We start from the raw sequence: 26,262 nt of genomic DNA on the forward strand, positions 1-26,262 counted from the left end.
AACTAGTTGTTGACGAGAGAATATTATAGGTAAATAGAAATTTAATAGATTCTAATCCGGAATATGCGAAAGAATGATAATATTGATGGTAAATAAGACGAACCTTAGCTTACGAGAAAACTGAAATAGTCAATGGCTCTTTAGAAGTCGATGAAATGATAAGTATAAGTTTGTAAGCCAGCGAATTCCATCAGGGCTATAGGGTAAATTTAAGGTAATTTATTAACTATAAGCCGGATACATGACTGCATTCGATTTTTTTGCTGTTATATATTATTTTTTTCTTGCATTATCGGGTAAGTCCATACATGACTATAGATGCTGGTTTCAGGCAAGATACTTTAAAAGTAGTATATGGTCAACGTCTATTAGCGAAGACTGCGTAAGCTTCAACCGTCATTACGAAAAAGACCTTAGGTCGACGAAGCAATCCATAAAAATAATCAAGAATGGATTGCTTTATCGGCTTATACTTTTTTGCAATAACAGAGTAATGTTAGTCAGGTTAGCTATACATTCTTTCTTGCTTATTTTTGTATAACAGCTGCGACTTCGTCTGCAAAGTTTTTATCTTCTTGTTTTATACCTTCACCTAGTTCATATCTTATAAACTGAGTAATTTTAATTGAAGTTCCTAATTCTTTTGCCATATTATCAATAACTTGAGAAATTGTTAATTTGTCGTCAAATAAAAAGTTTTGCTCAAGCAAAACAACTTCTGCAAGAAACTTACGTATTCTGCCTTCAACCATTTTTTCGATGATATTATCAGGTTTACCAGAAGCTTTGGATTGTTCAAAGAATATATTTTTTTCACGTTCAACTAAAGTCTGATCTAGACTAGATACATCAAGGCTATAGGGATTATTTGCTGCTATATGGGTAGCGATTTTTTTTCCCAATTCTAGAAGCTTAGCTTTTTCTTTACTAGTCGATTGTAAACCAACAACAACAGAAATTTTACCTAGCCCCTCAACAACAGTGTTATGTACATAGGATGCTACCACCCCTTCTGAGACCTTTAAGACATCCACACGACGTAGATTTAAATTTTCACCAATTGTAGCAATATTATCTAATATTTCTTCATCAATTGATCGGCCTGTTGATGTTTTTGCTAATTTTAGTGATGATAAATTTAACGGTTGCAAATTACTCTCTTGCAAAGCTAATGTCGCGATATTTTTAACCAATTGTTGAAATTTATCATTTCTTGCCACAAAATCTGTTTCTGAATTTACTTCTATAATAACTCCAACATTATCTTTAATATGCACTGCTGTTAGTCCTTCAGCAGCGACTCTATCTGATTTTTTTGCTGCAGCTGATAATCCTTTTTTTCTTAACCAATCAACAGCTGTTTCAAAATCTCCTTTTGTTTCAAGCAAAGCCTTTTTGCAGTCCATAATTCCTGCACCAGTTTTTTCTCTTAATTGTTTTACAAGTCCAGCATTTATCATTTTATTCTCCTTAATTAAAGGTTATAGTTAACCCCTCTAGTATTTATCAATAGACCTCTTGCATAACCTAATCTAATTGGTAATTTTGTTGTCAAAACTCGTCTTCGTTCCTCACATACATCTTAGTACGCTGCGGTACTCGACTTCGTTTTTCCTAAAAATTCCTCAATTATCTTTAGGTTATGCAAGAGGTCTATAGGTCTATTGTCATCCCTGTAATGGGGATAAAATAATACTCAAATCCCTGAGATATTATAGATTCCCGCCTACGCGGGAACGATACCCTTTTTATTGAAACAAATGGCTAAGTGCTAATTTGGTTAGCACTTCCAGTTACTTTACTGTCGCAGTAACTTCTGCAATTTCCAAAGCTGTTTCAAACTCTGACTCTGCTGTTTTTTGGTTAGTTGCCTCTTGGTTATTTAGGTCAGAAGTTTTAGAAAATTTCTTAGTCGGTTTTAATTTAGTAATAGCTTTGATATTGGTATTTTTTTCTTCATGAGTAGCTATGCTTCCTAAATCAACACCAGATGCCACTAAAGCTTCTTCTATACCAGCTAGTACAGCATCGGCAAACAAGCTACAATAAAGTCTAATAGATCTTATTGCATCATCATTACCAGGAATAGGGTGATCTATATTATCTGGATTAGAATTAGTGTCAACAATGGCAATTATTGGTATGCCTAATTTTACTGCTTCTTGAATTGCCAAATGCTCTTTATTAGTATCAATTACCACCAGCAAATTTGGCTTTGTCTCAATATGCCTAATACCACCTAAGGATTTTAGTAATTTATCCTTTTTACGGGTCATTTCCAATATTTCTTTTTTGGTATAAACAGAATATTCCTCTTCATTTTCCAGAACTTTTTCAAGGCTATCTAGCTTTTTTATTGAGCCAGAAATTGTTCCCCAGTTGGTTAACATACCACCAAGCCATCTGTGGTTAACGTAATATTGCCCACATTTTTCTGTATACTCAGCTATTATATCACTAGCTTGGACTTTGGTGCTGACAAATAATATTTTACCATTTTTCTTAACAGTCTCATATATTACATTGAGAGCCGTTTGCATTAGAACGGCAGTTTGTTGTAAGTCAATTACATGAATATCATCTCTGACGCCATAAATATAAGGTGCCATTTTTGGATTCCAGCGTGAGGTTTTATGACCAAAATGCACCCCAGCATCAAGTAATTCTCTGACATTAACAGCTTTTATTTTAGACATTATTTAATCTCCTTGAAATGTTAGTTATGTACCTACATTAGCAGTAGGTACTCCTCCGTAAGAGTTGATACCAAAGAAATTGGACTAACAACTGAACTCTTACGTGTGAATTTTGCTTGTTATTATTTTTAAGCAGAGTTAATTATATATTTAATCAATATATTTGCAAGGGATATATCATAAATTGTCGATAAAATTCCTGTTTACAAGATCATAAAAATTCTATACAATTAAAAGTTTAAATCAATAAGATTTTTATGATTATCCTTGGTATCTGTAAAAAGATACACTTACTGGTAACCTTATTGATGAGAAGTTGGTGACGTCGTCGCTCAATGCTCGTATTACTATAGGAATTATCCTAACCCCAACTTCTTATCAATTGACTATGTCTTATTAAAATAATTTATGATAATTATTCTATACAGCAATTAATTTATAACTTTTTAATGTGTTATGATAAAAATAGGCAATATTCAGCTACCTCATTCGGTGATATTAGCCCCAATGTCAGGGGTTACTGATTTACCATTTAGAAAATTAGTACGAAAATTTGGTGCAGGTCTGGTAATCTCTGAAATGGTTGCTAGTAGGGCAATGATTATTGAAACAAGGCAATCTTTACAAAGATGTGCGATTATTCAAGATGATGCTACTGGTTCATGCGTACAGATTGCTGGATGTGAGCCTGATATAATAGCAGAATCAGCTAAAATGAATGAGGATATGGGAGCCAAAATTATTGATTTAAACTTTGGTTGTCCAGCTAAAAAAGTAGTTGGCGGCTATTCTGGTTCTGCTTTAATGCGAGATGAGAAATTAGCGGCAAAAATCTTAGAAACTACAGTAAAAGCAGTAAAAATCCCAGTAACTTTAAAAATGCGTACTGGCTGGGATGAGCAAACTAAGAATGCCCCAAATTTGGCAAAAATAGCCTATGATGCTGGTATACAAATGATCACCATTCATGGTAGGACAAGATGCCAGTTTTATTCTGGTCAAGCAGATTGGGAATTTATACGACAGGTTAAGGATGCGGTAAAGATTCCCGTTATCGCTAATGGAGATATTACTTCCTTGTCTAAAGCTAAGGAATGCTTACAAAAATCGGGGGCTGATGGTATAATGGTTGGTCGGGGAGTATATGGTAGACCGTGGTTTATTTCTCAAATAGCCCATTATCTTGCAACAGGAGAAGAACTACCCTCCCCTTCAATGGCAGAGCAGTTAGAAGTGATATTAAGTCATTATGATGCCATGCTAGAATATTACGGGAACGATACCGGCGTTCAGCTAGCGAGAAAGCATATAGGTTGGTATAGTAGTGGTTTAGCGAATTCAGCAGAATTTAGAGGTGGGGTTAATATAATGCTTGATCCCTTTAAGGTTAAAGACAAGATAACTGAATTTTATGAAGGTATTGTGCAGAAAAGTGTGTAAATTTCAAAGATACTGGTGGGCGATGAGAGACTTGAACTCCCGACATTCTCGGTGTAAACGAGATGCTCTACCAACTGAGCTAATCGCCCGCTTCTTCAGCTTAAGGCAGATATTGCCCCATTTCCTCAGAAAAATCAAGTTATTTCTAAAATTATTTAATTTTAAAATAATAAAAATGTTAAAGACCTATTTAATAATTACCCAATAAATGGGTTGTATCAATAAGAATTGAATTGGACTTTGGACAAAAGGTATTGTGTATAGCTAACCTATTAAAATTTTAGGTCGTAAAGATATCTAATTAATCTATAGTACTAATAGTCAATTGATGAGGAGTTGGTGACGTTGTCACTCGTCGCTCGCCTATTACTTATAGGCGTCGCTCCATCGCTCCTAGCCCCAAATTCCTCTGAATTGACTATACTGCCCAATTCCCCTGCATTGATTATATAAAAATTTGGTGCAGTATATGATTGGCTTCCGATAAAAAATAGCATTAGAAAATTATTAGATAAAGGAGGTTCTGTATTTAAGGCAAGTTGCAGAACGTTAAAAATATTGTATAATGGACTGAAGATGTAAAACATAATTTGGTAAATTTTTATGCAAATTGAATCATTTAATGAAGCTTTATCAAGGATAGGAAAAGCTGTACTAAAAAATGATGACATGATAATTGAAAACGACGATAAGGCAAAACCATTTGTAAAATGGGTAGGTGGAAAAAGAAGTTTAATAAAAGAATTATCCTCAAGAACGCCACAAACTTATAAAAGCTATTATGAACCATTTGTAGGGGGAGGAGTACTTTTGTTTGCTCTTGCTCCAGCTAGTGCAACTATATCAGACATAAACCTAGATTTAGTTATTACATATGCTGTGATTAAAAATAAACCTCAAGAATTAATAAAGCTACTGGCAAAACATAAAGTAAATCATTGTGAAGAGTATTATTACAAAATCCGGAAACAATTTATTAATGATAATGATATAGAAGTTGCTGGACGTTTCATATATCTTAATAAAACCTGTTATAATGGGCTTTATAGAGTCAATAACAAAGGTGAATTTAATGTGCCTATGAGGAAGGTACAAAAATCCAGCAATAGTTGATGAGACAAATATAATAGCTTGTAGTAAATTACTACAAAATGTTGATATAAAACATCAAGATTTCAGCGAAATTTCTCCAAATAAAGGTGATTTTGTTTATATTGATCCCCCTTATCATCCTATAATTAATGCATCGTTTACTAAATATACCAAACTTGATTTTACAGAAACAGATCAGATAAAACTTTATCAAAAATGTAAAGAGTTAAACGATAAGGGGGTATATTTTATGCTTTCAAATTCTAATATTCAGTTTATAAAGCAGATGTATAAAGATTTTTATATAGAGATTATTGAAGCACCACGCGCTATTAATTGTAAAGCTAATGAAAGGAAAAATGCAGAAGAGGTTTTGATTAGAAATTATGAATAAAACACAAGGTGGATCAATTGCCAATAAAACAGGAAATGAACTTGAGGTATTTATAAATAATCGTCTTGTTAGGAAAGGTTAAGTTTTATGGAAACTTAAAAGGTGTTTTTAGTATGTCTGAATTTACAACTTGGACAAACAAAATATCTAATATAATATGTCCTACTAACTATTTAAAAACTACAAGTAAATATATAAAAAATAAAGGAATTAAGGATTATGTCGTATCAATATGTTTATGTTATGAATGGTTTAAGTAAAACCATCAACGGTAAACAAATTTTAAAGGAAACTTATTTGTCCTTCTTACCAGGGGCAAAAATTGGCATTATTGGTCCAAATGGAGCAGGTAAATCTACTCTTCTAAAAATCATGGCAGCTATTGATAAAGAATATGATGGTGAGGCTTTTGTGGCTAATGGGGTTAAAGTTGGTTATTTAGCTCAAGAGCCATATCTTAATCCTACTCTAAATGTTTTCGATAATGTTATGGAAAGTTTAAATGATAAAAAAGCCTTAATTGACGAATTTAATGAAATAAGCAATAAATTTGCTGAAGAAATGTCCGATGATGAAATGAATGAACTTCTAGCAAAACAGGCTGATCTACAGGAAAAAATAGATAGTTGTGATGCTTGGAGCTTAGAGCGAGAAATAGAGATTGCTATGTTTGCATTAAGATGTCCAGATAAAGATGCTGATGTTACAAAAATCTCAGGTGGAGAGAAAAGGCGAGTGGCATTATGTAAACTTTTGCTAGAAAAGCCTGATATGTTATTACTTGATGAGCCAACAAACCACTTAGATGCTGAATCGGTCTCTTGGCTAGAAAATTACTTAAAAAATTATAAAGGCACAGTAGTAGTTATTACCCATGATCGATATTTTCTTGATAATGTAACGGATTGGATATTAGAAGTGGATCGAGGTAGATGTGTTCCATGGCATTCTAACTACAGTGCTTGGCTTGAACAAAAGCAAGCAAAATTAGAAAATGAAGATAAAGAAGATGATGATAGGAATAAACAATTAAAACGAGAACTTGAATGGATACGCCAATCACCAAAGGCAAGGCAATCAAAAAGCAAGGCTAGAATTACTGCCTATCAAGATCTGTTACTCAAACAAAAAGAACAAAAATCAAGCGTGGCACAAATTATTATACCTAATGGTCCACGTCTAGGTGATTTAGTCATAGAGGCAGAACATATAGCAAAGAGATATGATGATAAGGTACTGTTATCAGATTTTAGTTTTAAGGTGGTTCCAGGGGCGATTGTTGGTATTATAGGTTCAAATGGAGCCGGCAAATCTACCTTATTTAATATTATCACTGGTAAAACCAACCCAGATCACGGTTCTATTAAATTAGGACAGACTGTTAAACTTGGTTATGTTGATCAATCAAGGGATAGTTTAGATGATAACAATACTGTGTGGCATGAAATTTCTTCAGGTCTTGAGGAGCTACAACTTGGTTCTAGATCAATGAAAAGTCGTGCTTATTGTGCAGCCTTTAATTTTAGAGGGGGCGATCAACAAAAGAAAGTAGGGCAACTTTCTGGAGGTGAACGTAATAGGGTACACATAGCCAAATTATTAAAAGAAGGAGCTAATGTTATCTTACTTGATGAACCATCGAATGATCTGGATGTTGACACATTACGAGCCTTAGAAGATGCTATTTTAGATTTTGCTGGATGTGTATTAGTGATAAGCCATGATCGTTGGTTTTTAGATAGAATAGCAACCCATATTATTGCTTTTGATAAAGATGGAAATGCTACATGGTTTGAAGGAAATTACCAAGATTATCATGATTATATGATTAATTTAACAGGTGAAAATGTTATTAATCCTAAATATCGTCATAAAAAATTAGTATAAAATATGTCTATAGGAGAAATATTAGTGGTTATGTTAGTAGCAATGATAGTAACAAAGCCAGAAGATATTCCTATGATTATAAAAAAAATCCAAGAATTTAAATTATACTGTTCAGCAGTCAAAAATCAGGCATTAACATATATTACAAAAGATTTAAAAATTGATAATGATATTGTAGAAAATGATGTTGAGCAGTTGAACTTTTATTTAGAAAGAATTATTAATATCCAAGGATATTATGATGGTAATTATTCCCTAAATGAACTTAAAGTAAAATATGATAAGCTTATAAAAATAAAAAGTACAGAATATGGGAATATAGTGGAAAATCATAAAAAATAATAAATTTTTTCATATGCTATTAGTGCCAGCTTATTTTGTGCTATAGTCAATTGATGAGAAATTGGGAACGTTATCGTAGGCAGCCTCCTAGCTCCAAATTTTCCTGAATTGGCTATATAATTATAGAATCTGTTTAACTCTTATTAGGTGTATCTTGTTTAAGAAAATACTAAAAATAAAATTTATTTGTGTAACTATTACATTGATTCTACTAGTCAGTGGAATCAATTTTTGTATATTTTACTTATTTGCCCCTGGGGAACTTGTAGAAAACAAGACGGTAATAATCAAACCTAGATTGTCAACTGATCAAATTTCTATGACATTAAATGATCATAACATCATTAAATATCCTGCTTTATTTGCCTTTCTTGCCAAAATATATTCATTAAAACATTCTATAAAGAGTGGGGAATATATTTTTACTCAAAATATTTCTCCTATGCAAACTCTAAGGATATTATCCAGTGGTAAATCAATTATTCATAAAATGCTTATACCTGAAGGTATGCTTGTCCATGAAATAATAAAAAAAATTAATAGCGAAGAACGATTAATGGGAGAGATTATAGGAACAATTCCGGAAGGATTTTTAATGCCATCTACCTATTTCTTTTCATATGGCGATCAAAAAGAGCAAATCATTGATAAAATGCGAAAATTAATGTCTTTACAGCTCGACAAAATTATGGAAAAATTATCACCTGATTCTCCATTAAAAACTCGCCTTGATGTATTAATCTTAGCATCCATTGTGGAGAAAGAAGCTAGCTTAAACTCCGACAAACCTTCAATTGCCGCTGTATTTCTAAATCGCCTAAAAAAACATATGAAACTACAATCAGATGTAACAACAATTTATGCTGTAACACTTGGGAAAGATAAACTAACAAGACCATTAACTAAAAAAGATTTTGCAATGCAATCGCCTTATAATACATATTATATTGCTAATTTACCAGTTGGAGCTATTTCTTGTCCTGGAATAAAATCTCTAGAATCTGTGGTAAATCCTGCTAAAATTGATTCATTATATTTTGTTGGTAACGGTGCGGGAGGGCATAATTTTTCTAATAATTTTAATGATCATAGTAAGCACGTTAAGGCTTATCGTAAAACTTTGAAGGAACCTTAAGCATGGATAATACTGAATTTGCTAAATTAGCTGAACAAACTATATCTTTAATTGCAGAAATAATTGAAACAGAAGATAAGGATTGCCTTATCGATATTGATTTCCAGGGTGATATTTTAACTTTAACTACCAACCAAGGCATATTTGTTATTAATAAACACTCAGCTGCTAAGGAAATTTGGTTATCTTCACCAATTAGTGGTCCTTACCATTTTTATTACACTACTGGTATAGCCAATTCAGGAGAACTTGGTACTAGGAACGATGGAGCGACGCCTATAAGTAATAGGCGAACGATGAGTGACGACGTTACCAATTTCTCAAGATGGCGATCAAAATCATCTGATGATTTGATTGATATTTTACAACAGGAGCTAAAAATTAATTTCAAAAATACTTCGAAAACTTAACACTCGATAATCAAATTTTTTTGTAGATTTGAATAGAATATAGGACAAAATTCGTCATCCCTTACCTTAGTGTCACCCCTGCGAAAGCAGGGGTCTAGATTCCCGCCTACGCGGGAATGATGGTATGGACGAGTGAAGCGAAATATGCTTTACTTGTACGGAGTCAGCTGAAAAATAGTTTTCAGCTGCTCCAAATTAAATAATAATTTAATTAATAGGTCCATACCATGATAAATAATAGCATAAAAAATACTATAATAGGAATAGATTTAGCAAAAAATAGTATGCACTTGATGCAAGTCGATCAAAATGGCAAAAAAATAGGTTACCAAAAAGTTACAAGAGATGAGTTAATAGCCTATTTAAGCAATCTCGATAAAAGTTCATTGGTAGCTATGGAAGCATGTGGAGGAGCTAATTATTGGTCACAGGAAATTGCTAAGCTTGGTTTGCAAGTCAAACTAATGAAAAAAAAAGATGTAAAAGTTTATGCTACATCGAAACAGAAAAATGATTATAACGATGCGTTAGCAATATGCAAAGCGGCTCGTGATCCAGAATTAAAAACTGTGCTACTAAAAAGCAAGGAGGAACAAGATATAAAATTCTTGCATAAAATTAGAAGTAATACGATCAGAGATCGTGTGCAAAAAACTAATTCTACAATATCAAGTTTATGTGAATATGGCTATAATACAAAATTAAGTAAAAATAAATTTTGCAAATCATGTAGGCTGGAGGTAGAGTTAGCGTATAGTAAAGGTTATATAAATTCTGGGATAAGGTCAATTTTACTTTTAGAATGTAAAGAAATTGAGGATTTATATGACAAAGAAAAAACTTTAGAAAAGCTGATTATCAGCAATAATAAGCAAAGTGAGAAAGCTACTAGGTTGCAGACAATTTTTGGCATTGGAGCAATCAATGCTAGTTGTTTGAGTGTAGCCCCAATGGAAAGTTATCCAACCCCGAGGGATTTTGCTGCTTCGCTTGGTTTGGTACCAAAACAACATAGCTCAGGAGATAAGATAGTTTTAGGAGGGATTACCAAACAAGGAGATAGATATGCCAGAACTATGTTGATTCAAGCCGCAAGGACAATAGCAATAAGAGCAAAAAGTGATAAGGAATCAAAAGATAAACTAGTGCAGTGGGCAGTGAAGAAATTTGCTGAAAATAAATCATATAATATTATATGTGTTGGTTTAGCAAATAAGTTAGCAAGGATTGCTTATGCAGTAGTCACCAATGGTAGCGAATATGTTGCAAATTAGTTTAGTTGGAAAAAAAGAAGAAACTATGTCAACTAAATAAAAATTGGTAATTGATAAATATTGTGAGTAAAGAATAGTAACAATAAAGAGAACGAAAGTTAAAGAGTTAATGAATAAGTATTCTGAATAAAATCCGTAATTATGTCGAGGCTCTAGAAGCCGTGGGAATGAGAGGTCACTCAAGGATATTTATAAGAATGCAGAAACCATTATGGCACTTGATGCCGAATATATGACCGCTTCCTTTGTGGCTCTATTTTTTTATTTTCTTTCTTGACAAATTCACTCGTCCATATATGACAAAGAAGTGTAGTTGTCATCCCTGCGAAAGTAGGGATATAAAATAGCGCTCAAAAAGTTATACTACTGGATATCACCAATCATAACTACTTCTTCATTTGTCAATATAGTACTTATCAAAGATTCTTCATCACTGTCAGATGTTAAGTTAGGTATAGTATGAGAAACTATGTCAGGAAGAGCATATCTAGCTGCCGATATAGATGACAAATTATCATCATTGTCATCATCATGAACATGATGTAAGTCAACTATAGAAATACTTAGTCTTTCCGGATCGTTCTGTTCATTCTCTTCTCCGCACCCCTTAGGGTTATGTAAAAATTTCTGTATGATGGCACCCTTATCACAGTCAGGTAAACTCTCTAAGGGGTCATCTTTGCTATCGTAGCAGCCTTTGTCTCGTAGGTAGGAGCAAGCAAAAGAAGCTACACCACAAGCTGCACCAAGTGCAAGAACAGCCGCTACTATTGCGGCAACTTTGAGTGCGACTAATTCTGTTGATGTTTCTTCCTCAGTTCGATTATTTACTGAGATAACATCAGTAGTAGTAAATGGGGCAGCAAGGTTATCTCTTACCATCGTTCCCACCAACCCAAGGGTAGACAGAATGTTTGTGTTGTTAATAAATCTCATTATTGTATCTCCTTTAGTTATCTTTGACAATTTTTATACAGGATAATACCATTAAGTTAATATTTAGCAACTTTTATGTAATAAATTTTGCCTAGGCTAGTGAAAAATTAATTTAATTATTTTTGCATAATATGCTCTTATGCTATTAGTGTTGACATATTATATGTTATAATATTGTTTTCACAGCTTCTAGATTATTGTGAAGGACTAGGAGGCTGCTTAATAACTAAAGTAATTCTATATTTAGCTCTTTTTGGCTGCGAATAAACATGATATAATTAATTAGTTATTGTAGACAGCCTCATAGAAACAAATTAGTTGCTTTAAGGGAGAATATTATCTAGCATTAAATATAGTTATAATTTAAGAATGAGGTGGGGAAAATGAGTAAAGATAGAGATCCTAGAGAATATTTTGAGTATTATCAGAACTTTATAGCAAAAATAGAGGAAATTGGTAAAGTAACAAATGATGAGCAAACTGAATCTATAGAGCAATCTTTGTTTGAAATTGTAAAGGGAACCTTAAAAGATAGTGCGGGCAGTCTTGGCGAGAAAAAGAACATATTAAAGGGATTTGCTGAAATAATTAAAAATAAGACAGAAGAACAAAACAAGCTGCCAGAATCTGACAAAATAGTAGAACAAACCATAGTGTTTAATGAATTTGCTGAAATATTAGAACAGCCCATACAGGATGAAGCAATTTCTGAGAATTGGCAAAAATGTAAGGAAGAACTAGAGGAAATAGTTACTGCTATCAAACCACAAGAGCTTACTCAGGACATTTTTTGCTTACCAGGAGAAGAAAAAGCTCCTTTAGAATTAAATAATTCTTCGGTTGATGCCCCGTCTTTTTCTGCTGATAATCTTGATCCTATAACCAAAGCAATTAGAGAGCATATCTTAACTAAGCAAAGAGCGATAATAGCTGCAGCTTTGGTAAATAAGAGTATAGCAAAACCAGAAGAGCTTGACGATCTGAATAAGTTTCGAGCGTATTTTGAAAATGAACAAAATAAAGAAACAATTAGTGGACTTCTAAAAGAAGATCAAAATTTAAAGCATGCTTTAGAGCAAGTCGAAATTGCTGGCTATAAAAACGTTCATACGCAGTTTGCTGGTAGATTCAGTACTATGGAATGGAAAGATGGGGGTGTAGAGAATGCTAATGGTATCACTATTAAGAAGCAGATAGTACGAGATGCAAACGGTCATGAGATTGCAACATTATCAGAAGCAAACCATCAAATAAATCCTCCTCATACAGTACAAAAAAGTGATGGAACTAGCGTTGCAATTAGCAATTATAGGACGATAGATTTTCCGATAAAACTTGATAATAATGGTCCGATGCATTTATCGTTAGCTGTCAAGGATCAGTATGGTAAAAATATTGCGGCAAGTAATGCTGTATATTTTACTGCTCACTATGATGATGCTGGTAAGCTTATTGAGGTCAGCTCGCCACATCCAGTTAAGTTTACCGGAAATAGTCCTGATGCAGTTGGCTATATAGAGCATGGTGGAAAAATCTATACCTTACCAGTAACGCAAGAAAAATATAGAGCAATGATGCAAGAAGTTGCTAAAAATCTAGGACAGGGAGTGAATATTTCACCATCTATCGAATCTATTGAGGCTCCTGATCTTGCTGTAACCTCTAGAGGAGCTAAATCTGAAGTTGACTATATAAAGCCTGGTGAACAAATGCAAGAAAATAAAATAATGATGCAAGAAGAGAGCAAAAATCTAGAACATAGTGTAGATATTTCGCCATTTATCGATGTACCATTATCTATGAATTCCGCAACTCCTGGACAAAATATTGAAGAAACACCGCAGTTGCATAAAGTGCCAGAGACTACAATGCTCTCTAATGATATGGTCAAAATGGAACCAGCCGCTGATATTCTTGAATATCTTCATGAAAAAGTTAATGTTATTACAGAGACAAAAACAACTAAAATCTCTCAAGCTGTATTAATAAATACAGACGTTAGAAATAGGGCTGAAGATATCAAAGCAAGTTTATCAAGATCACAACATATAGGTTCTTCAACTCGAAAAACTGATGTGGATATTGCACAACTGGTAGGAGAGCTATCAAATTTAGAAAATAAAGGATTTGATGCACAAAAGAAACATATCGAAGCAAAATTAGACACATTAACGTCTAAAGAAGAACAAGCAAAGCTATTGCAGGGGTTATTAAAGGCTACAGCGAAGCAAAGAGGAAAAGAACTTAGGAACATCGAAGCCGGACAAAGAAAGCCGAATGCTGATGCGGTTAGATTACTAACAGAGAATAGAGCTGGTAAAGAGGGTGAAATAGTAAAGCCACAACAGAGAGCAGAACATGCTAATGTTAGAGATAATGTAAAGATGCAAGCGTTTTTACAAAATAAAATTAATGAAGTATCCAAGAAGCCAGCTATTACTGTTAAACCTCGAAATGCAGGAGGTCATGGTTTTTAGGTGTTGGAGTCTTCTTTTTCATAGAGTACTAATTTATTTTTTTACTAAAATTTTTGCTCTATCGGTGATAATTTCATCAACAAGCCCAAATGATTTGGCTATTTCAGGATCCATGAAATTATCGCGTTCCATGCTTTTTTCAATAGTCTCTAGTTCTTGCCCTGTATGCTTGACATATAAGAGATTAAGCATTCTTTTTAGTTTCATGGTTTCTTTGGCATGAATTTCGATATCTGTAGCCTGCCCTTGGTAACCACCTGACGGCTGATGGATCATTATACGACTATGCGGCAGGGAATAACGCATGCCTTTTTCTCCAGCAGTAAGCAATAGAGAACCCATTGAGCAAGCTTGACCTATACAAAGAGTAGAAATTTTAGGTTTAATATATTGCATAGTATCATAAATTGCTAAACCAGAAGTTACAACGCCACCAGGAGAATTAATATACATAGAAATATCTTTTTCTGGATTTTCTGCCTCAAGGAATAGTAATTGTGCAACCACTACATTTGCCATATAATCTTCAATTTGACCGCAAACAAAAACGATACGTTCCTTTAATAACCTAGAATATATATCATAGGCTCTTTCCCCTCTAGAGGTTTGCTCAATTACCATTGGTACGTATGTCATTAATTTTTTCCTTAATTTAATAAATAATTATAGCACAAATGTATAGTAACCTGACCAACATTTGTACATTTGCTCCTACGGAAAAGTTGTCATTTCCGCCCACTATTGTCATTCCCGCGTAGGCGGGAATCTATATCCCTGCTTTCGCAGGGATGACACTAAGGCAAGTGGGGATGACATCCTTCGTAGAGATAACACAAAACAGGATTGTCTTAATGCTACTAAAGTAGCTCCTTGCAATGACGGTATAATAATTCAGGTTAGTTATAATGCAACTAACCTACTGCTGTGCTAGCAAGTTTTTATAATATCGATTTAAGACTTTTACACCAAAAATCCAAGCTATACAAACAATAACAAAAACCACCATGAGAAAACCTGCTAGGTCATTATGTACAGCACTTGGAAAAATACTAAAAGAGACAAATTGAACAATTGCTCCAGCGGATTTTCCTATTTTGCCACCAAGTACATCTACAGCAGCTTTTCCCTTGGTTTTCATTTCACTATCAAGAGGGATATAGACCATTTCTTTAGTAAAATCAAAAAGCGAATATTTTACTCCTTTCCCTAAAACATGCCACAAGCCACCTACAAAAACAATTATCATTAATGGAGAAATGTGACTAAGACCAGTCGTAATTGCCAATAAAGGCTTTTCCAATAAGACGAAAGTAAAAAACATTGCTCCTGATAATAACGTTGCAACGGGAGTAAGTACAGCTCCCCAAAACCAACCACAATTTCTAACTAAACTACTACCTAGAAAAGCACAAATTAAAGTAAATATTCCAGTCCAAAAAAATACCTCACCACTGTAAGTTATAAATTCCTGGGTAGTAGGATATAACTCCTTGGTTTTAGACATCCATAATCCTTCAATTAAGTTGATTGACATGGAATATGAAACCATTAATACACAAATAATTCCTAAATATTTTGATTTAAGAATTATTTTGCTACTCTCAACTAACCCTAGCTTTAGTATATCGGTTCTTTTATTTTTATATCTAATATTTTTAGTAGTTTCTATAATTTTCAATTCAACAAATCTATGTAAAATCAAACAGATCAGTCCAGATATGGTAACGATTACTATGAATGATTTTAAAAGAATTTCTGTTTGGTCATTAAGATGAGAAAATAGAGGTAATAAGAAGTGATTACCTTTGGCAAAATAGACAATTACACTACCAGATATTAGCAAATTAGTTTGACCAAATAAGGAGAAAAACGAATAGAATCTTGGAGCTTCTTCAGTAGTAGTAATCTTATTAGCAAGTTGCCAATATAATAGTGTACATACAATCATTGACCATAATTCCCCTATTATATAAAATAACACAATACTCCATTTTCCCCAAATGATGATAAACCATTTTAAATGTGGAAGTGTAGTAATATAATGTTCTATTATTTGAGGGTCTGGATGAAAATATTCTCGGTATGGAAACAAAACAAAGGTAAATAATAGGAAAAATCCCAAGAAAAAAGATAATATGATTCTGAAAGCTTGTTCAGTTGTCATAATATTACAAAGTTTGGAATAAAGGATGACAAATAAGATACCTGCAGGCATCTCGCCCCAAAGTTTTATAAAGCTTAAAACTTCCGAACTAATTAATGTTATTACCAGACTATCTTTCATACTACGTACTAGATTCTGGTTAAGGAGAATAAAGAATATTAGTAAAGCCATAGGCACAAACTTTACTAACTCGTTAGATCTGATAGGCCAAACAACGTGTCTAAATTTACTATTTCTAGCTCTATTCCAAATAGTGAAAGAAGAATCTACTGCATTCATATAATACTCATGCTCATTTTCAAGCAACCTAAACTATTATAAAACCCCTGTCAAGTGGTTTTATCATATAATAAATATTCAGCAATAAACTTGGATGGGTTTTTTATTGGATCTAATATTTTCTTAAATTCTTTTCTGTTACATGGTGATTCAAATAAATTGTATTTTATTTTGCATTTTATTTTCTTAAAATAACTATTCTTTTCTTCTTTTTCGTGGAAAGGTGAATAATTATTTTGCCTAATATCATCTATATATCTTCTTATATCATTTGGATTATATGCTAAATAAATATATTTTTTTAATTCGCGTGATAATTTATTACTATTAAACTCATTATTCCAACCATTGCTTAAGTAAATTATAGGCTTATCTGCTACAACTACCTCTGCAAGAGCAGAAGTTCCATCACTTATTACAATATCTGCAGAAATTATATCATTTACTAAAGAAGTGTTGGTACTATCAGAAATAGTAACATTTTGTAAGCTTTTAAACTTTGTAAAAATTTGATTAATTTCTTCTTGGGTTAAAAATCCTAAGTTAGTAGTAGAAAAAAATAAATGTTGATGAGGTCTTATAATAAAATTTATATTTGGATTTTGTAGTGCATAATTATAAAAAAAATAATGATAATTCAAGAAAGTTGAGCCACCTTCAAATAGGTCTCTATATTGAAAGGATAGCTGCCACCTTGGTAACCATAAAATAGTTTCTGGAGCCTTTTTAGAGCTAGTGATAATACCTTCTCTAACTTCTTTATAAGTTTGATATCCTGAAACAATAATACGATCTTTTGGAAAGCCATATTTTTTAATATAAATATCTTTTGTACTTTCTGAATCAACAAATACTAAATCCATAATATTTGGTAATTTTTTATCATTTATGTGATCTTGATGAAAAATGTGAGGACCATAAGGAATATATACTATCTTTTTTGCAATTTTTTTAAGAGTTGAATTGATAAAGTAAGGATCTAAAATTGAATCATTGTAAATATTATAAGGGTTCTGGATAAAAATATAATCTGGTTTATATGATTCAATAGTTTCGCATTTTGTATAAGGTTCTATCTTTCCGCAAGGATATAGTACATCATTATTATCAAATTTTGCTGTAAACTTCATATCTATATTTACGTTATAGCATCGATTATATAATGGAATAGCAACAATTTTTACATCATGCCCTGTTTCTTTCATTGCTTTATATAGGGTATATACTCCTTTGCCACCATTAGTTTCTGTATGTACTATAAACATTATTTTTTTAGGAGTTGGAAGCTTATTTTTTCCAAATAATGCAAAAAATATTATTGAAATTATGCTAAAAAAGACAATAGATAGTAAGAATTTTGTTTTCATACAAGATTAAGTAATTATTATAATATCCTGCAATAAACAAGGCTGTTCAAAAATCGGACTGTAAGCTTTATATTATAGCATTATAATTTATAAATACTATTTAATTTATTACCCACATCTTTTTTATGGTAGTTTAATAAGTTGTGGGAAAATAGCCAATGTCATTGCGAGGAAGTGCAAAGTCCGAACAAGGCAATCAATTTTGGTTACTTTTTTGGATCAACTATGTTTCGCAATAAAAATTTAAATAAATTTAGTTTAAATTTTTATTGCTTCTTGCACATGACAGCAACAATTCTGCTATAGCTATTTGCTTCATACATTTACAATATATTTATTGTAATGTATACCTATTTTTAAACTTTTTTGAATTTATAATTGCTGCTTACAATCTAGTTAACTTGACAATTGGTAAAGTTTGCAAAAATATATTTACCTAAATGTTTAGGTTATACAAGTATATGATTTTCTTAAATTTTTAACCCCGATTTAGTCCAATCCTTATTAAAAATCTCTAAACCTGAATCTGTTAGTGGATGATTTAATAATTGCTTAATAATTTTACCAGACATTGTCGCAACATCAGCCTTATACATAGCAGCTTGATAAACATGGTTAGGGCTTCTTATAGATGCAGCAAGGATTTTTGTTTGATACTGATAATTATCGTATACTTGTCTTATATCACTTATTAAACTAATACCATTTTGACCTATATCATCAAGTCTACCGATAAAAGGTGATATATAAGATGCTCCAGCTTTTGCAGCGATAAGTGCCTGATTAACAGAAAAGCATAAGGTCATATTCACTTTTTTTCCTTTACCTACAAAATATTGGCACGCCTTAATACCGTCCCATGTCATAGGTAACTTAATCGCAATATTACTGGATATTTCTAAAATTTTATTACCTTGATTAATCATAGTATCAACATCATTAGCAACCACTTCAACGCTAACATCAGAAGTTATTATCTTACATATTTCTGCAATAGTTGATACAAAGTCGTATTTTGTCTTAGACATCAAGGAAGGATTAGTAGTTATGCCATCAATTATACCTAATTGGTTAATCTCATCAATTTCTTTAATATCAGCACTATCTAGAAAAATTTGCATTTAATTTAACCTCGATAAAATTGAATCAAGTTCTTCTAAATTACTATAGTGAAATATCAATTTCCCACCAATTGGGTAATCTTCAATAGTTACTTTTATATTAAATCTTTCTGACAATGATTTAGCTAATAATTGTAAATCATTCTCTTTACTACTCTCTTTTAGAAGACCTCTCCCTATACGTTTATCATGTTCTGGGGTTTTTGTATATTCATTTTTAGACCAATTTCTTACTATATCTTCAGTTTGACGAACACTTAAATCATTCTCAATAATATGATTAGCTATTACCTCAGCTTGCTGGTGATTAATTAGACATCTTGCATGTCCCATAGTTAAAAGCCCCTCATTTATTTTATCTTTGATAGATTGTGGTAACTGATTTAGTCTTAATAAATTAGCTATATGACTACGGCTCTTGCTAACTTTTTCTGCTAATTGCTCTTGTGTATAACCAAACTCTTTTATTAATCTCTCAAATCCTTCCGATTCTTCTATAACAGATAATTCCTCTCTTTGAATATTTTCAATTAGAGCTATTTCTATAATTTCTTTATCTCCTATATCTTTTATAATAGCAGGAATATCAGTAAGCTTAGCCACCTTACAAGCACGCCAACGTCTCTCACCAGCTATAATTTTATATTTCCCATCACTGACTGAGCTAACAATAATTGGTTGTAACAAACCATTATTACTTATGGAATCGGCTAATTCTTTTATTTTATCATATTCAAACTTTTTTCTTGGTTGATTATTCCTAGCTTCAATTTTATCAATATCTATAATTTTTACTAACTCATCCTTCTCTACAGTAAAAACTTCTTCTCCAAGCAAAGCTGATAATCCTTTGCCTAAATTTTTATTTTTCATATATTTCTACCTAAAATCTCTTTTGTAAGTTCTATATAAGCAATAGAGCCAGTACATTTATGATCGTAGATAATTGCTGGTTGACCGTGAGATGGTGCTTCAGATAGTTTTACATTCCGTGGAATAACTGTCTTAAATACCAATCCTCCTAAGCATTTTCTAACATCATTCTCTACTTGCTCAGTTAATCGATTGCGTTTATCATACATAGTAAATAAAATGCCGGCAATTTTTATTTTGGGATTTAAATTCTTTTCTACAATTTCAATTGTTTTTAGCAAATGACTTAATCCTTCTAATGAATAAAAATCACATTGCATAGGGATTAATACATAGTCACAAGCCACTAATGCATTAACTGTCAATAAGTTAAGAGAAGGAGGGCAATCTATAATAATGTAATCATATTTATTGACTAATTTATTTAACAAATTTGATAATAAATATTCACGATTTTGTATACTTAATAAATCTATCTCAGCACCTGATAAATTAGTGTTAGCTGTAATTATTTGTAAATTTGGAATATTTGTTTGTATTATGGCTTCTTCAATCGTTTTTGAACCAATTAGTACCTGATAAATAGTAACTTTTCTACCCTGTTGGCTTATACCAAAACCAGTGCTACTATTTCCCTGAGGGTCTAAATCTATTACCAAAATCTTTTTACCCATCACAGATAAAGCTGTTGACAAATTTACAGTAGTTGTGCTTTTTGCAACTCCACCTTTTTGGTTAACTACCGCAACTATTTTTGTCATATATGTTACTAATTTCTAAAATCTTACTATTATTAGAAGTCTCACTATCATATATAGAATGACAAAAAGACCATCTCTTTTTAGCAATCTCAATTTCTTGTTGATACTTCTCACCTTTAAATAATAAATACTTATTTCTTACATTAATATGTTTAGTATAAGCCAATATTTTATCTAACTGAGTACAAGCTCTAGAAGTTAATATATCACAATCTAATTTAACACTTTCTATTCGTTGATTAACCACATTAATTTTATTACTAGAAATTTTGGAAGCTTGCAATAAAAAAACAGATTTTCTTACATCAGACTCTACTAAAGTAACATTCTTTATCCCGGCAATAGACAAAACTATTCCTGGAAATCCACCACCTGAACCAACATCTATTAAATGAATATTTTGGTCATTTATGTACTTCATTAGTTGTAAAGAATCTAAGATATGTCTCACCCAAAAATCATTCTTGGTATTACAAGAAACGAGATTAATAGCTTTATTCCATTTCAACGTTAATGATTGATACTTCTCAAGAGCTTCTAATACTTCACGTGAAACACTACTATAATTATACATTAATGTCTATATTTTGTTTTTATATAAATTATAATTGCTATTAAAGCAGCTGGAGTAACCCCAGATATTCTTCTAGCCGCACCAATAGTAGCTGGTTTGTGATACTGGAGTTTTTCCCTTACTTCTGTAGACAAGCTGGGTATTTTGAAGTAATCAATATCATCATCTAATAATTCTAGCTCTTCTTCTTTAAATAATTGAATATCTGCATTTTGTCTAGTCAAATAAGAAGAATATCTTGATTCAATACAAAGATAATGAAGAATTTTTTTATTTAATGAAATAAGCTCTGGAAAGATTTCTATCGTTTTATCAACACCAAAATTTGGTAATCCTAGTAAATCAAAGGCTGTTTTATATGAACCATCTTGTGCGATAGAGACACCCAGGTTGGCTAATTTAGTAGTTGTTAAAGAGATAGTTTTTACAATGTTTTCTACCTTATGAATATCGTCACATTTCTTACTAAAAACTTCTTTACGTAAATTAGATATAATACCAATATCTATAGCCATTTGAGTTAGTCTTAAATCTGCATTATCTGCCCTAACCGAAAGTCTATATTCAGATCTAGAAGTAAACATTCTATAAGGCTCTATTGTACCAAGAGTGATTAAATCATCAATCATAACACCAATATAGGCATCTGCTCTAGTCAAAATAAAATTTGATTGATTTTTTAGTGATAAGGCTGCATTAATGCCAGCCATAATTCCTTGTCCCGCGGCTTCTTCATAGCCAGTGGTGCCATTAATTTGACCAGCAAAATACAATCCCTTAATTTTTTTAGTTTCTAACGTTATTTTTAACTCTCTAGGATCAACATAATCATATTCTATTGCATATCCTGGTTTTAACATAGTGGCATTTTTAAGACCATGAATTGTTTTTAGCAATGCTAACTGTATATCTTCAGGTAATGATGTAGATATGCCATTTGGGTATATAGTATGGTCGTCCAAGCCTTCAGGTTCTAAAAATATTTGATGACTTGCTTTAGAGAATCTAGTAACCTTATCTTCAATGGATGGACAATATCTTGGTCCTATACTCTTGATTTGCCCAGAATACATAGCTGACTTATCTAAGTTATTCCTAATAATTTCATGAGTTTGTTCAGTTGTTCTAGTAACGAAACAATTTATTTGCTTTATCTTAACAGAAGTTGTGAGTTCGGAAAAAGGGCGTGGCACAGCATCTCCAGCCTGCACCTCTATTTCGTTATAATCAATTGTTCTTCCATCTATTCTTGGAGGAGTACCAGTTTTTAACCTACCAAGAGCAAAGCCGAAAGATTTTAGTGCGTTAGATAAACCGTATGACGGCTTTTCACCTATTCTACCCGATGGAATTTTTTTATCTCCTATGTGAATGAGTCCAGATAAAAATGTACCGGTAGTTAATATAACTTTTTGACATTCAATTCTAGTACCATCATCTAAGGTTAATGCTTTTACTTCAGAGTTGTGTATCTCAATATTTTCTACAGATGCACATAAAATTGTCAAATTTGGATGATTTATCAAGGCATTATACATAGCTTTTTTATAAAGCTTTCTATCAGCTTGAGCTCTTGGTCCCCAAACTGCTGGACCTTTGCTTTCATTAAGCATCTTATAATGGATACCAGCTTGATCTATAATTTTACCCATGAGTCCATCAAGAGCGTCTATCTCTTTTACTAAAGTACCTTTTGCTACCCCACCTATTGCAGGATTGCAAGACATTTCACCAAGATTATCTAGTTTTAAAGTAATTAAAAGAGTATCTATGCCAAGACGTGCAGCAGCCGAAGCTGCCTCACAACCAGCATGACCACCGCCAATAACTACAACGCTATACTTCATAATCATTGTGTTATTCTACAATTTCTTTTTCAGCAAAGAAAAATCTCACTTCTCTTTCAGCACTTTCTAAAGTATCAGAACCATGTATACTATTTTCCTCAATATTTTTTGCAAAATCTTTTCTAATAGTACCTAATTCAGCATCATTTGGATTAGTAGCTCCCATTATTTTACGATTTTGTAAAACAGCATTTTCTCCTTTAAGAACCTGCAAAACAACCGGACCGGAAGTAATAGACTCTATTAAACTATTAAAAAATGCTCTTGATTTATGTTCTGCATAAAAAATTTCTGCTTGATCTCTAGTTAAAATAGTCATTTTTTGAGCTACTATTTTTAGCCCATTATTTTCTAAGTAAGAATTAATTTTACCAATTAGATTTCTTTTCGTAGCATCTGGCTTAATCATTGAAAACGTATATTCTTGAGTCACAGTAAACCTTTATTAATTTATTATTAACATTTATATAAATTTATATATTTTTGGCAAGTAAATTCTGATAGTACAGCTAGGTAACATGTTATGCAGTTCTTCTAGAGCTATAATTCCAAGTTAAGGAAAGAATTATTGCTCCCAAGAAAGCGGACAGGCTAAAAAATAAAAAAACACCATTCCAACCTAAGTTATCAGAAATCCAACCAACACATACGCCAGCCAGTGCAGCACCAAGATAACCAAATAAACCTGAAAGACCATTAGCTGTACCAACGGCTTGTTTATTAGTAAAATCTGCTGTAGCAACACCTATTAATACTTGTGGTCCAGATACAAAAAAACCAACCAAAGCAAGAGTAATAATACTAAATATTTCATACTCATTTGGCATTTGCCAAAATAAAATAATAGTAAAAGCTAAAGCAAACATAAATACTGAACCAACTGGTCCACGTCGTCCCTGAAATATTTTATCTGACATCCATCCAGCAACAATACCACCAGTTAAACCTAAAATGTCATAAGAAGCAACTTGCCAACCAGCTTGAGCAATAGTAATGTTTTTTAGCTCGCACAAAAATACAGGAGCCCAAAAAATTATACCTGAACGCACAATATAAATAAACATGTTGGCAAAACACACATACCACATTAATCTATTACAAAATACAATTTTTATTAATTGAGTTGTTAATAAATTATCACTATCAAGAGATATATCACATTCTTTGTACTCTTCCACTATAGGTAAATTAACCTCACTGGGAGAATTACGTAATCTATTGAATAGAAATAATGATACTAATAATGCAATTATTCCAGGAATTATAAACGCTGCTTTCCAACCGTAAGCATCTATTAAATAACCACATACTATCATAGTGATTGCTCCGCCAATTTGATTAGAAGTGGCTCCTAGAGACCATTTCATTCCTAATTCCTTAGAAGCGTACCAATAAGTTAACATACGTGTTGCAGGTGGCCAACCCATAGATTGAAACCAATTATTCAGAATCCACAAAATACCAAGTGATGTTATACTGGAAGCAAACCCCGATAACAATGTTACAACAGCTACACATATAAGACCAATTACCATAAATATACGAGCATTTGATCTATCACTTAAGAATCCATTACATAACTTTCCTATACCATAAAATATAGAGGCAGTTGTTAAAATCCAACCAAGTTGAGTTTTGGTTACATCAAAATGCTCCATTAAAGCAGGCATTACAATATTAAAATTCTGACGACAAAGTATGAATGTCGAGTAACCAACAATTATCGAATATAAAATTCTAATACGCCAACTATTATACTTTTTTGCATAAGGGGGTCTTTCTTTAAAGGGTATATTTGCCATCACTGCCTTGATTTATCAATTTTGCATTATATATCCTTGTCAAGAAAAATACCACAAGCTATTATGTTTTTTATATCTAAAACTTATTTTTCATCAAATATACTTGAGATATATTGCAAACTAGGATAACTTACCTATAAAATCTAAAATTATTTTAAATGACAATTATGACAAAATTATTAAGATTTCTTCTGCCTTTTTTTGTGTTATTGCAATTATTATCATGTACCTCTAGTCCTCCTTATGAGATTAAAAGTCCTTGTGTATCTATTAAATCAATAGATCCGTCTGGTATTAGAAACCCATGTGTTCGTAGACCAGTAAATTTAACCATTGACATCGCTTAAAGATTTGCTTCATTACGTACACAAAATCAGTAGACTTTATGATTATCTTATAGATTACATCTTACCAGCAAGATGCTTGTCTTGTATCGAAATGACTGAAACTAAAGAGGATTTTTGTCAAAATTGTTGGAAAAAACTTGATTTTATTACAAAACCCTACTGTATTATTTGTGGTAGTAGATTAGATATATCAATTTTAGATAATATGTGTTGTGCAAAATGCTTTCAACATAAACCTTGTTATGATAAATCTCGTAGTCTAATTAAATTTAATGAGCATAGCAAAAAAATAATTCATGCCTTTAAATACCAGGATAAAACTATTCTTGCTAAAACTTTTAGTAAATTATTTTATACACACTATAATAGTGAAATTCAAGACATTGACTTAATTATTCCAGTTCCCATGAATAGGTTCAAGAGGTTGTTTAGAATGTATAATCCTGCTTTGATTCTAGCCTTAGAAATTAGCAAATTAGCAAGAAAGTCGTTTAGTACGGATGTATTAATTAAGTCAAAATGGACTAAATCTCAAACATTTTTATCTAAAAAAGAACGAGAAAAAAACTTATCAAATAGCCTTATACTCAATAAAAAATATCAGATTATAGGTCAAAAAATATTATTAGTAGATGATGTATTGACCACTGGAACTACAGTTAACAAATGCGCTAAAATCTTAAAAGATTCTGGAGCTGAATGTGTTTATGTTATGACAATTGCCATGACATAAATAGCATACCCTACAATTTTTTATTTATTTCCTTATGATGAGTAAAAAAGCTGACTGCTAAGCGTTATTGCGAGGAGCTGCTTTAGTAGCGACGAAGCAATCCATGAGAATTAGTATAAATATATCAAGACTATATGGATTGCTTCGGAGGCTTACGCCTCCTCGCAATGACGTTTTTATGCTGTTTAATACTTATAGAATAAAAATTGTAGGGTACTAAGGTGGCTCGCTAATAGACGACTTTTCTACTTTCATTTTCTTAAACTGACGCTTATGCGTCGCTCCTGTTAGCCAATTCTCCTGAGTTGACT

General features: G+C 32.1%; 25 protein-coding genes and 1 tRNA gene. 11 read left to right on the top strand and 15 right to left on the bottom strand.

The window, feature by feature from the left end; genetic code table 11:
• Nucleotides 1-527 precede the first annotated feature (527 nt).
• Entirely contained in the window at nucleotides 528-1,460 is a 933-nt protein-coding gene (gene tsf, locus ACQH6S_RS02235; protein ID WP_425364653.1) for a translation elongation factor Ts, read from the bottom strand.
• Between the two features lie 333 nt (nucleotides 1,461-1,793).
• Nucleotides 1,794-2,696: a 30S ribosomal protein S2 gene (gene rpsB, locus ACQH6S_RS02240; RefSeq protein ID WP_425359984.1), complete on the bottom strand. Its 903-nt coding sequence runs from the start codon at nucleotides 2,694-2,696 to the stop codon at nucleotides 1,794-1,796.
• 456 nt (nucleotides 2,697-3,152) lie between these two features.
• On the opposite strand from rpsB, the gene dusB reads away from it, so the two are divergent.
• A complete protein-coding gene (dusB, locus tag ACQH6S_RS02245) occupies nucleotides 3,153-4,136 on the top strand; it encodes a tRNA dihydrouridine synthase DusB (protein WP_094649326.1) in 984 nt (327 codons plus the stop codon).
• Nucleotides 4,137-4,149: 13 nt separating this feature from the next.
• Here the strand turns inward: dusB and ACQH6S_RS02250 are convergent.
• Nucleotides 4,150-4,225 (bottom strand) — tRNA-Val (locus ACQH6S_RS02250).
• Nucleotides 4,226-4,450: 225 nt separating this feature from the next.
• Nucleotides 4,451-4,723 carry a palindromic element RPE2 domain-containing protein gene (locus ACQH6S_RS02255; RefSeq protein ID WP_425364654.1) on the bottom strand — a complete coding sequence of 91 codons (273 nt, stop codon included), beginning with the start codon at nucleotides 4,721-4,723 and terminating at the stop codon, nucleotides 4,451-4,453.
• A 16-nt stretch (nucleotides 4,724-4,739) separates the two neighbouring features.
• Between ACQH6S_RS02255 and ACQH6S_RS02260 the strand changes: the two genes are divergently transcribed.
• The 7 genes from ACQH6S_RS02260 to ACQH6S_RS02290 all read left to right on the top strand — a co-directional run bounded on the left by ACQH6S_RS02260 (nucleotide 4,740) and on the right by ACQH6S_RS02290 (nucleotide 10,670).
• Nucleotides 4,740-5,249, top strand: coding sequence for a DNA adenine methylase (locus ACQH6S_RS02260; RefSeq protein WP_425359986.1), 510 nt, complete (start codon nucleotides 4,740-4,742; stop codon nucleotides 5,247-5,249).
• A gap of 13 nt (nucleotides 5,250-5,262) precedes the next feature.
• Nucleotides 5,263-5,622, top strand: a complete 360-nt coding sequence (locus ACQH6S_RS02265) for a DNA adenine methylase (protein WP_425360876.1) — start codon at nucleotides 5,263-5,265, stop codon at nucleotides 5,620-5,622.
• Nucleotides 5,623-5,841: 219 nt separating this feature from the next.
• The gene (gene ettA / locus ACQH6S_RS02270) at nucleotides 5,842-7,509 is read left to right on the top strand and encodes an energy-dependent translational throttle protein EttA (protein WP_094649328.1); all 1,668 of its coding nucleotides are present in this window, start codon (nucleotides 5,842-5,844) and stop codon (nucleotides 7,507-7,509) included.
• Nucleotides 7,510-7,512: 3 nt separating this feature from the next.
• Nucleotides 7,513-7,851, top strand: coding sequence for a DUF2672 domain-containing protein (locus ACQH6S_RS02275; RefSeq protein WP_341749387.1), 339 nt, complete (start codon nucleotides 7,513-7,515; stop codon nucleotides 7,849-7,851).
• Between the two features lie 154 nt (nucleotides 7,852-8,005).
• Complete coding sequence (gene mltG, locus ACQH6S_RS02280; RefSeq protein ID WP_094649329.1) at nucleotides 8,006-8,986, top strand: endolytic transglycosylase MltG; 981 nt, start codon at nucleotides 8,006-8,008, stop codon at nucleotides 8,984-8,986.
• A gap of 2 nt (nucleotides 8,987-8,988) precedes the next feature.
• Nucleotides 8,989-9,396: an iron donor protein CyaY gene (gene cyaY / locus ACQH6S_RS02285; RefSeq protein ID WP_425359987.1), complete on the top strand. Its 408-nt coding sequence runs from the start codon at nucleotides 8,989-8,991 to the stop codon at nucleotides 9,394-9,396.
• A gap of 227 nt (nucleotides 9,397-9,623) precedes the next feature.
• Nucleotides 9,624-10,670: an IS110 family transposase gene (locus tag ACQH6S_RS02290; RefSeq protein WP_425360152.1), complete on the top strand. Its 1,047-nt coding sequence runs from the start codon at nucleotides 9,624-9,626 to the stop codon at nucleotides 10,668-10,670.
• Nucleotides 10,671-11,033: 363 nt separating this feature from the next.
• Here the strand turns inward: ACQH6S_RS02290 and ACQH6S_RS02295 are convergent, their stop codons facing one another.
• Nucleotides 11,034-11,606 (bottom strand): hypothetical protein, encoded by a 573-nt coding sequence (locus ACQH6S_RS02295; RefSeq protein ID WP_425359989.1) that lies wholly within the window; start codon nucleotides 11,604-11,606, stop codon nucleotides 11,034-11,036.
• A 383-nt stretch (nucleotides 11,607-11,989) separates the two neighbouring features.
• Here ACQH6S_RS02295 and ACQH6S_RS02300 point away from each other — a divergent pair, with 383 nt between their 5' ends.
• Nucleotides 11,990-14,083, top strand: a complete 2,094-nt coding sequence (locus ACQH6S_RS02300) for a Sca4 family protein (RefSeq protein ID WP_425359990.1) — start codon at nucleotides 11,990-11,992, stop codon at nucleotides 14,081-14,083.
• 33 nt (nucleotides 14,084-14,116) lie between these two features.
• Here the strand turns inward: ACQH6S_RS02300 and clpP are convergent, their stop codons facing one another.
• From clpP to ACQH6S_RS02350, 10 genes are all read right to left on the bottom strand, one after another.
• The gene (gene clpP / locus ACQH6S_RS02305; protein WP_341749391.1) at nucleotides 14,117-14,719 is read right to left on the bottom strand and encodes an ATP-dependent Clp endopeptidase proteolytic subunit ClpP; all 603 of its coding nucleotides are present in this window, start codon (nucleotides 14,717-14,719) and stop codon (nucleotides 14,117-14,119) included.
• Nucleotides 14,720-14,999: 280 nt separating this feature from the next.
• Entirely contained in the window at nucleotides 15,000-16,526 is a 1,527-nt protein-coding gene (locus tag ACQH6S_RS02310; RefSeq protein WP_425364655.1) for an Npt1/Npt2 family nucleotide transporter, read from the bottom strand.
• A 50-nt stretch (nucleotides 16,527-16,576) separates the two neighbouring features.
• On the bottom strand, nucleotides 16,577-17,893 hold the full coding sequence (locus tag ACQH6S_RS02315; protein WP_425359992.1) for a hypothetical protein: 1,317 nt from the start codon (nucleotides 17,891-17,893) through the stop codon (nucleotides 16,577-16,579).
• A 470-nt stretch (nucleotides 17,894-18,363) separates the two neighbouring features.
• Complete coding sequence (fsa, locus tag ACQH6S_RS02320; RefSeq protein ID WP_341749394.1) at nucleotides 18,364-19,014, bottom strand: fructose-6-phosphate aldolase; 651 nt, start codon at nucleotides 19,012-19,014, stop codon at nucleotides 18,364-18,366.
• Nucleotides 19,015-19,887: a ParB/RepB/Spo0J family partition protein gene (locus ACQH6S_RS02325; protein WP_250311630.1), complete on the bottom strand. Its 873-nt coding sequence runs from the start codon at nucleotides 19,885-19,887 to the stop codon at nucleotides 19,015-19,017.
• Entirely contained in the window at nucleotides 19,884-20,648 is a 765-nt protein-coding gene (locus ACQH6S_RS02330) for a ParA family protein (RefSeq protein ID WP_425359993.1), read from the bottom strand. Before ACQH6S_RS02330 ends, ACQH6S_RS02325 begins: the two co-directional genes overlap by 4 nt.
• Nucleotides 20,623-21,222 carry a 16S rRNA (guanine(527)-N(7))-methyltransferase RsmG gene (gene rsmG / locus ACQH6S_RS02335; protein ID WP_094648981.1) on the bottom strand — a complete coding sequence of 200 codons (600 nt, stop codon included), beginning with the start codon at nucleotides 21,220-21,222 and terminating at the stop codon, nucleotides 20,623-20,625. Before rsmG ends, ACQH6S_RS02330 begins: the two co-directional genes overlap by 26 nt.
• Nucleotides 21,222-23,072 (bottom strand): tRNA uridine-5-carboxymethylaminomethyl(34) synthesis enzyme MnmG, encoded by a 1,851-nt coding sequence (gene mnmG / locus ACQH6S_RS02340; RefSeq protein WP_425360877.1) that lies wholly within the window; start codon nucleotides 23,070-23,072, stop codon nucleotides 21,222-21,224. The genes rsmG and mnmG overlap by 1 nt, the downstream gene beginning before the upstream one ends.
• Nucleotides 23,073-23,079: 7 nt before the next feature.
• Nucleotides 23,080-23,502, bottom strand: a complete 423-nt coding sequence (ndk, locus tag ACQH6S_RS02345) for a nucleoside-diphosphate kinase (protein ID WP_094648980.1) — start codon at nucleotides 23,500-23,502, stop codon at nucleotides 23,080-23,082.
• Nucleotides 23,503-23,590: 88 nt separating this feature from the next.
• Nucleotides 23,591-24,871: an MFS transporter gene (locus ACQH6S_RS02350; RefSeq protein ID WP_094648979.1), complete on the bottom strand. Its 1,281-nt coding sequence runs from the start codon at nucleotides 24,869-24,871 to the stop codon at nucleotides 23,591-23,593.
• A 167-nt stretch (nucleotides 24,872-25,038) separates the two neighbouring features.
• On the opposite strand from ACQH6S_RS02350, the gene ACQH6S_RS02355 reads away from it, so the two are divergent.
• Nucleotides 25,039-25,218, top strand: coding sequence for a DUF2706 domain-containing protein (locus tag ACQH6S_RS02355; RefSeq protein WP_425359994.1), 180 nt, complete (start codon nucleotides 25,039-25,041; stop codon nucleotides 25,216-25,218).
• 91 nt (nucleotides 25,219-25,309) lie between these two features.
• Nucleotides 25,310-25,951, top strand: coding sequence for a ComF family protein (locus tag ACQH6S_RS02360; RefSeq protein WP_425359995.1), 642 nt, complete (start codon nucleotides 25,310-25,312; stop codon nucleotides 25,949-25,951).
• Nucleotides 25,952-26,262: the final 311 nt, after the last annotated feature.

The organism is Candidatus Tisiphia endosymbiont of Mystacides longicornis, from assembly GCF_964031095.1.
Lineage (GTDB): Bacteria > Pseudomonadota > Alphaproteobacteria > Rickettsiales > Rickettsiaceae > Tisiphia.

Excerpts from the sequence above, each read along its gene's own strand:
- tsf (WP_425364653.1), bottom strand. The coding sequence starts at position 1,460 with ATGATAAATGCTGGACTTGTAAAACAATTAAGAGAAAAAACTGGTGCA.
- rpsB (WP_425359984.1), bottom strand. The coding sequence starts at position 2,696 with ATGTCTAAAATAAAAGCTGTTAATGTCAGAGAATTACTTGATGCTGGG.
- dusB (WP_094649326.1), top strand. The coding sequence starts at position 3,153 with ATGATAAAAATAGGCAATATTCAGCTACCTCATTCGGTGATATTAGCC.
- ACQH6S_RS02255 (WP_425364654.1), bottom strand. The coding sequence starts at position 4,723 with ATGTTTTACATCTTCAGTCCATTATACAATATTTTTAACGTTCTGCAA.
- ACQH6S_RS02260 (WP_425359986.1), top strand. The coding sequence starts at position 4,740 with ATGCAAATTGAATCATTTAATGAAGCTTTATCAAGGATAGGAAAAGCT.
- ettA (WP_094649328.1), top strand. The coding sequence starts at position 5,842 with ATGTCGTATCAATATGTTTATGTTATGAATGGTTTAAGTAAAACCATC.
- ACQH6S_RS02275 (WP_341749387.1), top strand. The coding sequence starts at position 7,513 with ATGTCTATAGGAGAAATATTAGTGGTTATGTTAGTAGCAATGATAGTA.
- cyaY (WP_425359987.1), top strand. The coding sequence starts at position 8,989 with ATGGATAATACTGAATTTGCTAAATTAGCTGAACAAACTATATCTTTA.
- ACQH6S_RS02290 (WP_425360152.1), top strand. The coding sequence starts at position 9,624 with ATGATAAATAATAGCATAAAAAATACTATAATAGGAATAGATTTAGCA.
- ACQH6S_RS02295 (WP_425359989.1), bottom strand. The coding sequence starts at position 11,606 with ATGAGATTTATTAACAACACAAACATTCTGTCTACCCTTGGGTTGGTG.
- ACQH6S_RS02300 (WP_425359990.1), top strand. The coding sequence starts at position 11,990 with ATGAGTAAAGATAGAGATCCTAGAGAATATTTTGAGTATTATCAGAAC.
- clpP (WP_341749391.1), bottom strand. The coding sequence starts at position 14,719 with ATGACATACGTACCAATGGTAATTGAGCAAACCTCTAGAGGGGAAAGA.
- ACQH6S_RS02310 (WP_425364655.1), bottom strand. The coding sequence starts at position 16,526 with ATGAATGCAGTAGATTCTTCTTTCACTATTTGGAATAGAGCTAGAAAT.
- ACQH6S_RS02315 (WP_425359992.1), bottom strand. The coding sequence starts at position 17,893 with ATGAAAACAAAATTCTTACTATCTATTGTCTTTTTTAGCATAATTTCA.
- fsa (WP_341749394.1), bottom strand. The coding sequence starts at position 19,014 with ATGCAAATTTTTCTAGATAGTGCTGATATTAAAGAAATTGATGAGATT.
- ACQH6S_RS02325 (WP_250311630.1), bottom strand. The coding sequence starts at position 19,887 with ATGAAAAATAAAAATTTAGGCAAAGGATTATCAGCTTTGCTTGGAGAA.
- ACQH6S_RS02330 (WP_425359993.1), bottom strand. The coding sequence starts at position 20,648 with ATGACAAAAATAGTTGCGGTAGTTAACCAAAAAGGTGGAGTTGCAAAA.
- rsmG (WP_094648981.1), bottom strand. The coding sequence starts at position 21,222 with ATGTATAATTATAGTAGTGTTTCACGTGAAGTATTAGAAGCTCTTGAG.
- ACQH6S_RS02350 (WP_094648979.1), bottom strand. The coding sequence starts at position 24,871 with ATGGCAAATATACCCTTTAAAGAAAGACCCCCTTATGCAAAAAAGTAT.
- ACQH6S_RS02355 (WP_425359994.1), top strand. The coding sequence starts at position 25,039 with ATGACAAAATTATTAAGATTTCTTCTGCCTTTTTTTGTGTTATTGCAA.
- ACQH6S_RS02360 (WP_425359995.1), top strand. The coding sequence starts at position 25,310 with ATGACTGAAACTAAAGAGGATTTTTGTCAAAATTGTTGGAAAAAACTT.